We start from the raw sequence: 10,577 nt of genomic DNA, 5'->3' as shown, positions 1-10,577 counted from the left end.
GTTTTGGCCCAGGCGCCGAGCAACTCACCGAAAACCTGGGTCAGCTCCGGCGCAGTGACAAAATCCCGTGAAAAATCATGCGTGGCGTAATAGGCGGCATTCGCCCGCGCCATGAAATGGTCAAAACGCTCAGGCTGCACGCGGGGTCTGGCGGCGCGCCCAGATCAGCATCGCCAGCCCGATGAAGAACACGGGGATGGAGAGGACCTGGCCCATGGTGGTGCCGAAGGGCAGGAAGCCGAGGAAGTAGTCCGGCTCGCGGAAACACTCGCCGATGATGCGCGCGATGGCGTAGCAGATGAGGAACAGCCCGGTGAGCATGCCCGGCCGGTGGCGCCATTTCTCGGAGCGTATCATCACCATCATGATGACGAACAGCACCACGCCTTCGAGCGTGGCCTCGATCAGCTCCGAGGGGTAGCGCGGCTTGAGGGCATTCAGCGGGTCCACGCTGGCTGATTCGGGGTAGATGATGAGCAGAGGGAACCAGTGCGTGGCAACGCGGCCCCATAGCTCGCCATTGATGAAATTGGCGCAGCGGCCGAGGAACAGCCCGATGGGCACGACCGTGGCGATGCGGTCGGCGAAGGCGAACATGTTCATCTTGTGCTTCTTGCAGAACCAGTAGATGGCGATACCGACGCCGATGAAGCCGCCGTGCGAGCTCATGCCGCCCTGCCAGACCGCGATGATCTGGATGGGATGCGCCAGCAGGTAGGAGATCGGCTCCTGGTAGACCTGGTAGAACAGCACATAGCCGAGCCGCCCGCCGACCAGCACGCCCAGCACCGCCCAGGTGAGGAAGTCATCCACCTGCTGCGGGGTGGCGGCAAAGGGGGAGAGTTTAACCAGCCGCTGCGCCAGCCACCAGCCGCCGAGCAGCCCGCTGATGTAGGCCAGGGCATAATAATGCACGGCCAGCGGGCCGATGCTGAACAGCACGGGGCTGAAATGGGGCCAGGTGAAGATCATCAACGGTACATATCCTCTTGCAGGAGGTAATTCTGGATGTAGGCCCCCACACCCTGCTCCAGCGTGTGGAACTGGTGGTTGAACCCGGCGGCGCGCAGCCGGTGCATAGGCGCTTGGGTGAAGGATTGATACTGGCCACGCAGGTTGGCGGGCATTTCGATATATTCGATGCTGGGCGGCACGTTATTGGCGGCGCAGACCGCGCGGGCAAGGTCTGCGTAGGTGCGCGCCAAGCCGGTGCCGAGATTATACAGGCCGGAGATATCCGGCGCGGCGAGGAGGAAGGCCAGCGCCGCGATCACGTCGTCAATATAGATGAAGTCGCGCTGCTGCGCGCCGTCGGCCATGCCTGGCTGGTCGGATTTGAACAGCCGCACCGGGCCGCCGGCGATGATTTCATCATGCTTGACCTTCACCACCGAGATCATCTTGCCTTTGTGGTATTCGTTGGGGCCGTAGACGTTGAAGAACTTCACCCCGGCCCAGGCGGGCGGCGCGGGCGCGCCCGCCGCGATCTGCCCGGCCACCCAAAGGTCGAAGGCGTGCTTGCTCCAGCCGTAGAGGTTGAGCGGCTGGAGTTTTTGCAGGGCGGGGATGGACATGTCATCGTCAAATCCGGCGGCGCCGTTGCCGTAGGTGGCGGCGGAGGAGGCGTAGATGAAGCGCGTGCCGTGCGCCGCGCACCAGTGCCACAGGGTCTGGCTGAGTTCCACATTGCTGCGCCAGACGAGATCGCCATCGGTCGCGGTGGTCTCCGAGATGGCGCCCAGATGCACGATGGCGCTCAGCTTTGGGCCACGGCTCAGGAATTCACCCAGGTTTTCCGGCGCGATGACCTGCGAGGGCGGGTGGTGGCGCAGGTTGCGCCACTTGGCCTCATGGCCCAGCCAGTCGGCGATGATACACTCCCGCCCGCCGGCGCGCAGCGCCGCGTGCAAGTTGGAGCCAATAAATCCCGCGCCACCCGTGACCAATATCATGCGGGTGCTTATATGCAGATGCACCATTGCAGAGAAGGCCCATAGCCATGAACGAGCGTCCTAAATTTTTCGATGACATCGCCGGTGTTGCCGGTGGTGCGATTTCCGCTTTCGCGGGCTTGCGCGAGGAGCTGGCCGGGCTTGTGCGCGCCCGCGTGGACGAGACGGTGCGCCGGCTGGACCTGGTGAAGCGCGATGAATTCGAGGCGATGGCCGAGCTCGCGCGCCGCGCCAAGGCCCAGGTGGAGGCGCTGGAGGCGCGGGTCGCGCAGTTGGAGGTGCAGCCGCCCGAGCGCCCGGAACCCGGCGATATCGTAGGCTGAGAGGCGGCGGCGGAGAGTTGGCGCGGCGCGCGGCCCGAGTCGCGCGCTGTGGCGCCAGCTTCTGGAGCTGCGGTATTTTGGTAATGCAGCCATAAGATAATAAGTAAAAATTTTAAGGTATTTTAGGCCCCATGCGTAATTTTCTGAAAATTCCGGGGGAGGGCCGTTTCAAAAATCACGATTGTTTTATATATTCTTCAAATCGTTGAAATTTAACGATTTTGCTTAACGCGATTTCCTTAATAATTTGTTTTTGAAAAACAAATATCCTTGACGCATGGTTTCCAGGCGGGCACAAATTTTGACCTTATGATGCGTATTTTAGGAAGCTCTTTATGACTTCATCGAAGCTGAGCACTATGTTGCCCTGCGCCGCGTTTTTTGCCGAGGGGCGTGTTCTCGCCGGGGTTGCGGCGTTTTTCATGCAACTGACCCTGGTTCTCTGGCCCCTGGCCGCTCGCTGGGCCCGCGTGAAGGGTGAGCAGACCGGCATGGAGAAGAAGCTGGCCGAACTCTCCGAGACGCATCGCGTGCATGTTGACCCCTATGCCAGGCAGCCGGAGAAAAAATTCCGCCAACTCGCCTGAATGTGACGGCTCCGGCTGCCGCCGCTTTTGTTGCCGCCCATACGGCGCTGGGCGCATCCCGCTTGGTGCCGGAGATAAGGCTTTACCTCGCCTGTGAGATCACGCCGCTGTGGCAGGCGAGCGAGGCGTTTTTGCAGCAACGGGATATGGCGCCACCCTTTTGGGCCTTTGCCTGGCCGGGCTCCGAGGCGCTGGCGCGCCATGTCGCGGATCATCCCGCGCTGGTGCGCGGCCTGCGCGTGCTGGATTTTGCCTCCGGTTGCGGCCTTGCGGCGCTGGCGGCGGTGCGGGCGGGCGCAGCGGCGGTGGACGCCGCCGAAATTGACCCGCTGGCCGCCGCGGCCATCAGCATGAACGCTGCGGAAAATGGCCTGGCGGTGAACGTGCTGCTGGGAGATATCGTGGGTGCGGATTGCCGCTGGGATGTGATTCTGTGCGGAGATGTCTGTTATGAGGCGCCGATGACGCGCCACATCCTGCCCTGGCTGCGGCGCTGCGCGGCCGGTGCGCTGGTTATCATCGCAGATCCGGGACGCAGATATGCGCCGCGGGAGGGCGTTGCGCTGGCCTGCTATGCGGTGCCGACAAGCCTGGAGCTTGAGGATTCCTCCGCCCGCGAGGTGAGATTGTTCGGGCTTTCCGCCGGGAAATAGGCCGGGAAGGTTTGGCGGGGCCTGCCCGTTGCATGATCACGATTTGGTACGTTGACCCTGCCAAAGCGCGGGACTAAGCAACTGCAACATAAAGAACCTGAATGACCTGTTGAGAAAGGTTTCCCATGAAGGATGTCCGCGAAGCCCTGATGGTGGGGCGTAACACGGAGGGCAAGCTGGTGCGCCGGCCGCTCTCTCCGCATTTGCAGGTGTATAAGCCGCAATTATCATCGGCGACCTCTGTTTTTCATCGTGGCACCGGCATCGCCCTGGGGGCCGGAACGCTGCTGCTCACCGCATGGCTGGTCAGCGCCGCTGCCGGGGACGCCGCTTTTTCGGTCGTGCAGGCCCTGCTGGCTTCGTGGATCGGCCTGCTGGTCCTCGTAGGTTTCACGCTCGCCCTGTTCTATCATTTCTGCAACGGCATCCGGCATTTGTTCTGGGATAGCGGCCGCGGCTTCGAGCTTGAGGCGATGCACCGCAACGGCCGGATGGTGATTGCCGGGGCCGTGGTGCTCACGGTGGTGTTCTGGTTTATCGGCTTTTTGGTGTGGTGAATTAACATGAGCAACGAGAACACCCCCTCCGTTCATATCATGCGCAGCCAGCTTGGCCGCGCGCGCGGCCTGGGCGCCGCCAAATCGGGCCTGCATCATTGGTGGACGCAGCGCGTCACCGCGATGGCGCTGCTGCCGCTCTCGCTCTACTTTGTGCTCTCGGTGCTGATGCTCGCGGGCGCGGACCGCGCGCAGATGGCCGCCTATATAGGCGAGCCCTGGAACACGGTGCTGTTTCTCTGCCTCATCGCGGCGCTGTTCTCCCATCTCAGCCTCGGGCTGCAGGTGGTGGTCGAGGACTATGTGCGCAACGACGCCAAGCGGATGATGACGCTCCTGGTGCTCAAGGGCGGCATCGCCGTGCTTGCCCTGGCCTGCGCGGTGTCTGTCCTTAAACTCGCCTTTTAAGCAAAACGGATCTTGACCTCATGAACGCGTTTTCAAAACCTTCACTCGGTGCCTATCAGGTTATCGACCATACCTATGATGTCGTGGTCGTCGGCGCGGGTGGTTCGGGCCTGCGCACCACCCTTGGTATGGGCGCTGCCGGTCTCAAAACCGCTTGCATCACCAAGGTGTTTCCCACCCGCTCGCATACGGTGGCGGCGCAGGGCGGCATTTCCGCCGCGCTGGGCAACATGGGCGAGGACGATTGGCGCTGGCATATGTATGACACCGTGAAAGGGTCGGACTGGCTGGGCGACCAGGATGCCATCGAGTACATGTGCCGCGAGGCGGTGCCGGCGATTTATGAGCTGGAGCATTACGGCATGCCCTTCTCGCGCACCGAGGACGGCAAGATTTATCAGCGCCCGTTCGGCGGCCATATGAAGGAATACGGCAAGGAGCCGGCGATGCGCGCCTGCGCCGCGGCTGACCGTACCGGCCACGCCATGCTGCACACACTCTATCAGCAGAGCCTGAAGCACGAGGTCGAGTTCTTCGTCGAATATTTCGCGCTCGACCTGATCATGGACTCCGAAGGCGCCTGCCGCGGCGTGATGGCCTGGAACCTTGAGGACGGCACCATCCACCGTTTCCGCGCGCAGCAGGTTGTGCTGGCCACCGGCGGTTATGGCCGCGCCTTCCTCTCGTGCACTTCCGCCCACACCTGCACGGGCGATGGCGGCGGCATGGTCATCCGCGCCGGGTTGCCGGTGCAGGATATGGAATTCGTGCAGTTCCACCCGACCGGGATTTTCCCCGCCGGCTGCCTGATCACCGAAGGCGCGCGCGGCGAAGGCGGCTATCTCACCAATTCGGAGGGCGAGCGCTTCATGGAACGCTACGCGCCGACCGCCAAAGACCTCGCCTCGCGCGATGTGGTGTCGCGCTCGATGACCGTCGAGATTAACGAGGGCCGCGGTGTGGGACCGAACAAGGACCATATCCTGCTGCATCTGGAGCATCTGGGAGCGGATATCCTGCACGAGCGCCTGCCTGGCATTTCGGAGACCGCGCGCGTGTTCGCCGGCGTCGATGTGACCAAGGAAGCCATCCCCGTGCTGCCGACCGTGCACTACAACATGGGCGGCATCCCGACGAATTATAAGGCGGAAGTGCTGCGCCCGACGCCCTCCAACCCGGATGCCATCGTCCCTGGGCTGATGGCCGTGGGCGAGGCCGCCTGCGTCTCCGTGCATGGGGCCAACCGGCTTGGCACCAACTCCCTGCTCGACCTCGTGGTGTTCGGCCGCGCCGCCGCTCACCGCGCCGCCGAGATTGTGAAGCCCGGCGCCACCCAGGCGCCGCTGCCCGCCGGTGCGGGCGAGGCCTCGCTGGCCCGGTTCGATAAAACCCGTCACGCCAAGGGCGGCACCAAGGTGGCCGCGCTGCGCGACACGCTGCAACGCACCATGCAGGGCCATGCCGCGGTGTTCCGCAACTCCAAGAGCCTGACCGAGGGCGTGGAGAAGATGACGAAGCTCTGGGGCGGGCTTGAGGATATGGGGGTTTCTGACCGTAGTCTGGTGTGGAACTCCGACCTGATGGAAGCGCTGGAGTTGGACAACCTGATGGGCAACGCCATGGCCACCATGGTGGGTGCCGAAGCCCGCAAGGAAAGCCGCGGCGCGCAGGCGCATGACGACTTCCCGGACCGCGACGATGCGAACTGGATGAAGCACACTGTTGCCTATTGCGATGAGAAGGGGGGCGTTAAACTGGAATACCGCCCGGTGAAGATGCAGACCCTCACCAATGAAGTCTCCGTTTTCCCACCCAAGAAGCGCGTATATTAAGGGGTCACGAACATGGCAGAATTTACGCTTCCCGCGAATTCCAAGGTCGGCGTGGGCAAAACCTACAAGGCCCCGGCAGGTGCCAAGCGCGTCAAGGAATTCAAGGTCTATCGCTGGAACCCCGATGACGGGAAAAACCCGGTCACCGATACCTATGAGATCGATCTCGACACCTGCGGCCCGATGGTGCTGGATGCGATCATCAAGATCAAAAATGAGGTCGACGCCTCGCTGACCTTCCGCCGCTCCTGCCGCGAGGGCATCTGCGGCTCCTGCGCCATGAACATCGACGGCACCAACACGCTCGCCTGCCTCAAGCCGATTGAGGAAGTCCAGGGCCCTGTGGCGATCAGCCCGCTGCCGCATATGCCGGTGGTGAAGGATCTGGTGCCCGACCTCAGCCAGGCCTACGCGCAATACCGCTCCATCGAGCCTTGGTTGCAATCGGACACGCCGCCGCCGCCCGATGGTGAGCGCCTCCAGAGCAAGGAAGAGCGCGCCGAGCTTGACGGGCTGTGGGAGTGCATCCTCTGCTTCTGCTGCTCCACCTCGTGCCCGAGCTACTGGTGGAACGGGGACCGCTACCTCGGCCCGGCCGTGCTGATGGCCGCCTATCGCTGGATCGCCGATAGCCGCGACGAACACACCGGCCAGCGCCTCGACGCGCTGGAAGATCCGTTCAAGCTCTATCGCTGCCACACCATCATGAACTGCACCCAGACCTGCCCCAAGGGCCTGAACCCAGCCAAGGCGATCGGCAAGGTCAAGCAGCTGATGCTGGAACGCCAGGGCTAACGCAGACAAAAACCAGGGGCGTTCCCCTGGTTTTTTTATCCGCCCGATGCCGCAGCTTCAATGGCTTTGAGCATGGCCCGCACGCCCGCGGCCGGGCCTTCAGGATGGTTCCATACCGCGCCGACGACGGCGAGGAATTCGGCGCCCGCCTGCACCAGGGGCGCGCAGTTTGCGGCGGTGATCCCGCCGATGGCGACGCAGGGGATTTCCATGATCTCGGCCCAGGCTTTGAGCGTGGAGATTTCCGCCATTTCGGGCGGCTCCTTGGTCGCGGTGGGGAAAAAGGCGCCAAACGCCACATAGTCAGCCCCGGCCTCGCCGGCTTCCATGGCCAGATGCAGCGAGTTATGACAGGTCACCCCCAGGGTCAGGCTGCCCAGGATTTTGCGGGCCTGGATGATGTTCATATCGCTCTGGCCGACATGAGCGCCGTCACAACCGTGTTTCACCGCGAGGTCCGGACGGTCGTTGAGCAAAAAGGCGGCATCGCGCGACTGCACGACGGGGCGCAGCCGCTCGATGGCTTTTTGCACTTCTGAATCTGGCGTGTCCTTCAACCGCAGTTGCACCGCGGCGACATCGCCGGCATCAAGCGCGGCGGCGAGTTGGTCAGCGAAATTTCCGGGCAGCACCGGCGGGGTGATGAGGTAGAGGCGGCAGTCAGGGGCGGCTGTCATGCGTAGGTTCCAAATAATGTGCCGGCGATGGCGGTTGTGGCCATGGCGGCCGCGCCCCAGAAGCTGACCCGCAGCGCGCTGCGCAGCACGGGGGCGCCGCCGCTGTGCGCGGCCAGGGCGCCAAGCAGCGCCAGGAAAAACAGGGAGGCAACGGCCACGCTGGGGATGAGTTCTGGCAGCGGGGCCAGGATGCTGGCCAGCAGCGGCAGCAGCGCGCCGCCGGAAAAGGAGATGGCGGAGGCGATGGCGGCCTGCCCGGGGCGGGCCTTCAGCTCCGCAGTGATGCCGAGTTCATCGCGGGCATGGGCGGCCAGGGCGTCATGCGCCATCAGCTGCGCGGCAACCTCGGCGGCGAGCGCCGGGGTGAGCCCGCGCCCGACGTAGATTTCCGCCAGCTCCTCCAGCTCGGCTTCATGGTCCTCGAGATGGATAAGCTCCAGCGCCAGATCCGCGGCTTCGATGTCGGCCTGTGAGTGGACGGAGACAAATTCCCCCGAGGCCATGGCCATGGCCCCGGCGAGCAGGCCGGAGACCCCGGCCACCAGCACGGATTGATGCGTGCCGTGGGCGGCGGCCACCCCCAGCACCAGGCTGGCGGTGGAGAGAATGCCGTCATTCGCCCCCAGGACGGCGGCGCGCAGCCAGCCGGAGCGGCCGGTGCGGTGGGTTTGCCTGGGGGCGCTCACGCGTTAGACTCAGGCTTTGCCCTGGTAGATCTCGATGATCTTGGCGAGCATGGCCAAGGCTTCCTCGCGCGGGCGCTGGAAGGTGTTGCGCCCGATGATGGAGCCGTTGGCGCCGCCGTCACGCAAGGCGCGGACTTCGTCGTACAGGCCATCGAGGCTCTTGGACTCTCCGCCCGAGAACACGACGATGCGCTTGCCCGCGAAGCAGGACTGCACGATGTGCTCGATGCGCTTGGCCATCGTGGAGCCGTCGATATTGGCGTAGGATTTCTTCGCGGCTTCCAGTGAGACCACGGCGGTCGGCGGCTTCACCTTGATGATGTGCGCGCCGAGCAGGGCGGCCATGTGGGCGGCGTAGGCGCAGATGTCGAAGGCGGTTTCGGCGGCCTTGTCCAGCTCCGGCCCGCGCGGGTACGACCAGACGACGACGGCGAGGCCGACGGCCTTGGCTTCCTCGGCCAGTTCGCGGATTTCCTCCATCAGGTCGAAGGCGAATTCGCTGCCCGGATAGATGGTGAAGCCGATGGCCGAGCAACCCAGGCGCAGCGCGTCGTTCACCGAGCCGGTGACGGCCTGGTTCTTGTCGGTGGCGAGCGAGTTGGAGGAGTTGACCTTCAGGATGGTCGGGATCGCGCCCGCGAAGGTGTCAGCGCCGGCTTCGAGCATGCCCAGCGGCGCGGCGTAGGCGGAGAGCCCGGCGTCGATCGCGAGCTTGAAGTGGTAATGCGGGTCGTACCCGGCGGGGTTGGGCGCGAAAGAGCGGGCCGGACCATGCTCGAAGCCCTGATCCACGGGGAGAATGACCAGCCTGCCGGTGCCGCCGAGCTTGCCGTGCATGAGAATGCGGGCGAGGTTTGTCTTGGTCCCGGGATTGTCGCTTTCATAATGCGACAGAATCTTTTTAACCCGCTGCGAAATATGCATGTTTGCTCCACCGTGTTGAAAACCAAGCCGGATGTAACGCATGGGTGCGTTATTGTCATCCGTCCAGCCAGGATTCCAGCCGTCTTATGGCGCCATTCAGGCGCAAATCGAGCGCGGGCGGGGCAAGCGGGAGCGCCAGCGCGCCCTGTGCCGCGGCAAGCTGCGCGACAAGGCTGAAAGCCGGTGCCGGCGCGTGCAGCACCACGCCGCCCAGGCCCAGGTGCAGCGCCTCCAGCGCGCGGCCGGGGGCGGGGCCGCAGTCCAGCAGCGCCGGGCCGGCAAAGCCCGCCGCCGCCAGCAGTTCGCACCACCACAGGCAGCCGGCGAATTGCCCGGCGCCGGGGGATGAGAGCAGCGTAAGCGCCCGGCCGGGCGCCAGCGCCGCCTTGGCATCGGCGAGGCTGTGCACGATCACCGCCGGGGGTAGGTTTATCATTTATTGACTTTTCATATCCGTGTCGGGTTGAATGGCTACCATGCCCGAGTCTGAGTCTGAAGACGAAATCCTGGAACGTATCGAAATCGCGCTGCGCAAGATCGCGTCGCTTGCTCAACCGGCCAAGCCGCCCGCAGGTCCTGAGTTAGACCGCGAGGCCGTGGCCCGCTCGCTTGATATGGTGATCGAACATTTGCGTGCCGGGCTGGATACGCCCGGATCAACCGGCCAGACGGAGTAACCCCATGGCGCAAGTGACCATCCGGATTAACGGCTATGTGTATACCGTCGGGTGCGAGGACGGTCAGGAGTCGCATCTGGAGCGCATGGCCGCCGAGATCGAGCAGCGGATCAACAGCATCAAATCCATCGGCGGCCAGTCCGGCGAGGCGCGGCTGCTGATGCTGGCCTCGCTGCTGCTGGCCGATGAGCTGCACGATCTGCGCAACAACGCGCCCGCACCGGTGGAAAAACCCAACCCGGAGCGCCGCGCCAGGCTGCGCCGCGTCGCCGCCCGCGCGGAAGAGATTGCAGCGGACCTGTTAGACGCCTAAGTAAGGGGTGGAGCTGCCCGGTTCGTCAGGCAAATCATCCCCAGGGCCGTAAGCATCTCCCTCGGGAGCTGGCTCTGTCCGGGCCTTGGTCCGGGTATCTGGCGCCCACCTGCACAAGCAGGCCTTGGGAGGATGTATAAAACCAACGGCCAGGGCGGCTCCACAGTGACTTTTGCAAAAATCACTTATAGCC

Annotated in this window: 15 protein-coding genes, 1 other RNA gene and 1 pseudogene; 10 read left to right on the top strand and 7 right to left on the bottom strand. The window is 64.0% G+C overall.

All coding sequences use genetic code 11. From position 1 onward, the window contains the following. From HKL97_RS02460 to rfaD, 3 genes and pseudogenes are all read right to left on the bottom strand, one after another. Window positions 1-113: pseudogene (locus HKL97_RS02460) on the bottom strand (class I SAM-dependent methyltransferase); the annotation flags it as partial. Window positions 114-129: 16 nt separating this feature from the next. Further along, the gene (gene lgt, locus HKL97_RS02455) at window positions 130-972 is read right to left on the bottom strand and encodes a prolipoprotein diacylglyceryl transferase (RefSeq protein ID WP_291422527.1); all 843 of its coding nucleotides are present in this window, start codon (window positions 970-972) and stop codon (window positions 130-132) included. After that, window positions 972-1,952, bottom strand: coding sequence for an ADP-glyceromanno-heptose 6-epimerase (gene rfaD / locus HKL97_RS02450; protein ID WP_291422526.1), 981 nt, complete (start codon window positions 1,950-1,952; stop codon window positions 972-974). Before rfaD ends, lgt begins: the two co-directional genes overlap by 1 nt. A gap of 47 nt (window positions 1,953-1,999) precedes the next feature. Here rfaD and HKL97_RS02445 point away from each other — a divergent pair, with 47 nt between their 5' ends. From HKL97_RS02445 to HKL97_RS02415, 7 genes are all read left to right on the top strand, one after another. After that, window positions 2,000-2,275 carry an accessory factor UbiK family protein gene (locus HKL97_RS02445; RefSeq protein ID WP_291422525.1) on the top strand — a complete coding sequence of 92 codons (276 nt, stop codon included), beginning with the start codon at window positions 2,000-2,002 and terminating at the stop codon, window positions 2,273-2,275. A gap of 335 nt (window positions 2,276-2,610) precedes the next feature. Continuing rightward, window positions 2,611-2,862, top strand: a complete 252-nt coding sequence (locus HKL97_RS02440) for a hypothetical protein (RefSeq protein WP_291422524.1) — start codon at window positions 2,611-2,613, stop codon at window positions 2,860-2,862. Between the two features lie 2 nt (window positions 2,863-2,864). Continuing rightward, window positions 2,865-3,515 carry a methyltransferase gene (locus HKL97_RS02435; RefSeq protein WP_291422523.1) on the top strand — a complete coding sequence of 217 codons (651 nt, stop codon included), beginning with the start codon at window positions 2,865-2,867 and terminating at the stop codon, window positions 3,513-3,515. A gap of 125 nt (window positions 3,516-3,640) precedes the next feature. Beyond that, window positions 3,641-4,072, top strand: coding sequence for a succinate dehydrogenase, cytochrome b556 subunit (sdhC, locus tag HKL97_RS02430; RefSeq protein WP_291422522.1), 432 nt, complete (start codon window positions 3,641-3,643; stop codon window positions 4,070-4,072). Between the two features lie 6 nt (window positions 4,073-4,078). Then, entirely contained in the window at window positions 4,079-4,480 is a 402-nt protein-coding gene (gene sdhD, locus HKL97_RS02425; protein WP_291422521.1) for a succinate dehydrogenase, hydrophobic membrane anchor protein, read from the top strand. A 20-nt stretch (window positions 4,481-4,500) separates the two neighbouring features. After that, the gene (gene sdhA / locus HKL97_RS02420; RefSeq protein ID WP_291422520.1) at window positions 4,501-6,312 is read left to right on the top strand and encodes a succinate dehydrogenase flavoprotein subunit; all 1,812 of its coding nucleotides are present in this window, start codon (window positions 4,501-4,503) and stop codon (window positions 6,310-6,312) included. A 12-nt stretch (window positions 6,313-6,324) separates the two neighbouring features. Beyond that, complete coding sequence (locus HKL97_RS02415; RefSeq protein WP_291422519.1) at window positions 6,325-7,107, top strand: succinate dehydrogenase iron-sulfur subunit; 783 nt, start codon at window positions 6,325-6,327, stop codon at window positions 7,105-7,107. Window positions 7,108-7,142: 35 nt separating this feature from the next. On the opposite strand, the gene thiE is transcribed toward HKL97_RS02415, so the two are convergent. The 4 genes from thiE to HKL97_RS02395 are packed head-to-tail and all read right to left on the bottom strand — an operon-like array spanning window position 7,143 to window position 9,830. Further along, the gene (gene thiE, locus HKL97_RS02410) at window positions 7,143-7,784 is read right to left on the bottom strand and encodes a thiamine phosphate synthase (protein ID WP_291422518.1); all 642 of its coding nucleotides are present in this window, start codon (window positions 7,782-7,784) and stop codon (window positions 7,143-7,145) included. Beyond that, the gene (locus HKL97_RS02405; RefSeq protein ID WP_291422517.1) at window positions 7,781-8,470 is read right to left on the bottom strand and encodes a VIT family protein; all 690 of its coding nucleotides are present in this window, start codon (window positions 8,468-8,470) and stop codon (window positions 7,781-7,783) included. The genes thiE and HKL97_RS02405 overlap by 4 nt, the downstream gene beginning before the upstream one ends. A gap of 9 nt (window positions 8,471-8,479) precedes the next feature. Then, on the bottom strand, window positions 8,480-9,394 hold the full coding sequence (locus HKL97_RS02400) for a class I fructose-bisphosphate aldolase (protein ID WP_291422516.1): 915 nt from the start codon (window positions 9,392-9,394) through the stop codon (window positions 8,480-8,482). 55 nt (window positions 9,395-9,449) lie between these two features. After that, window positions 9,450-9,830, bottom strand: a complete 381-nt coding sequence (locus HKL97_RS02395) for a hypothetical protein (protein ID WP_291422514.1) — start codon at window positions 9,828-9,830, stop codon at window positions 9,450-9,452. 40 nt (window positions 9,831-9,870) lie between these two features. On the opposite strand from HKL97_RS02395, the gene HKL97_RS02390 reads away from it, so the two are divergent. The 3 genes from HKL97_RS02390 to ssrS all read left to right on the top strand — a co-directional run bounded on the left by HKL97_RS02390 (window position 9,871) and on the right by ssrS (window position 10,549). Beyond that, window positions 9,871-10,071: a hypothetical protein gene (locus HKL97_RS02390; RefSeq protein WP_291422512.1), complete on the top strand. Its 201-nt coding sequence runs from the start codon at window positions 9,871-9,873 to the stop codon at window positions 10,069-10,071. 4 nt (window positions 10,072-10,075) lie between these two features. Then, the gene (locus HKL97_RS02385; RefSeq protein WP_291422510.1) at window positions 10,076-10,384 is read left to right on the top strand and encodes a cell division protein ZapA; all 309 of its coding nucleotides are present in this window, start codon (window positions 10,076-10,078) and stop codon (window positions 10,382-10,384) included. A 7-nt stretch (window positions 10,385-10,391) separates the two neighbouring features. Next, window positions 10,392-10,549, top strand: a non-coding RNA gene (ssrS, locus tag HKL97_RS02380) — 6S RNA. The last annotated feature ends 28 nt before the right edge of the window (window positions 10,550-10,577 follow it).

The sequence above is a fragment of the Acidocella sp. genome, from assembly GCF_013044125.1.
GTDB lineage: Bacteria > Pseudomonadota > Alphaproteobacteria > Acetobacterales > Acetobacteraceae > Acidocella.
The sequence above is the reverse complement of the archived record's forward strand: the minus strand, read 5'-3'. Positions and strand labels throughout refer to the sequence as shown.

Bases quoted from the DNA above. Each gene is read 5' to 3' on its own strand.
- rfaD (WP_291422526.1), bottom strand. From the start codon at position 1,952: ATGATATTGGTCACGGGTGGCGCGGGATTTATTGGCTCCAACTTGCAC.
- HKL97_RS02445 (WP_291422525.1), top strand. From the start codon at position 2,000: ATGAACGAGCGTCCTAAATTTTTCGATGACATCGCCGGTGTTGCCGGT.
- thiE (WP_291422518.1), bottom strand. From the start codon at position 7,784: ATGACAGCCGCCCCTGACTGCCGCCTCTACCTCATCACCCCGCCGGTG.
- sdhD (WP_291422521.1), top strand. From the start codon at position 4,079: ATGAGCAACGAGAACACCCCCTCCGTTCATATCATGCGCAGCCAGCTT.
- sdhC (WP_291422522.1), top strand. From the start codon at position 3,641: ATGAAGGATGTCCGCGAAGCCCTGATGGTGGGGCGTAACACGGAGGGC.
- sdhA (WP_291422520.1), top strand. From the start codon at position 4,501: ATGAACGCGTTTTCAAAACCTTCACTCGGTGCCTATCAGGTTATCGAC.
- HKL97_RS02385 (WP_291422510.1), top strand. From the start codon at position 10,076: ATGGCGCAAGTGACCATCCGGATTAACGGCTATGTGTATACCGTCGGG.
- HKL97_RS02415 (WP_291422519.1), top strand. From the start codon at position 6,325: ATGGCAGAATTTACGCTTCCCGCGAATTCCAAGGTCGGCGTGGGCAAA.
- HKL97_RS02395 (WP_291422514.1), bottom strand. From the start codon at position 9,830: ATGATAAACCTACCCCCGGCGGTGATCGTGCACAGCCTCGCCGATGCC.
- HKL97_RS02390 (WP_291422512.1), top strand. From the start codon at position 9,871: ATGCCCGAGTCTGAGTCTGAAGACGAAATCCTGGAACGTATCGAAATC.
- lgt (WP_291422527.1), bottom strand. From the start codon at position 972: ATGATCTTCACCTGGCCCCATTTCAGCCCCGTGCTGTTCAGCATCGGC.
- HKL97_RS02400 (WP_291422516.1), bottom strand. From the start codon at position 9,394: ATGCATATTTCGCAGCGGGTTAAAAAGATTCTGTCGCATTATGAAAGC.
- HKL97_RS02440 (WP_291422524.1), top strand. From the start codon at position 2,611: ATGACTTCATCGAAGCTGAGCACTATGTTGCCCTGCGCCGCGTTTTTT.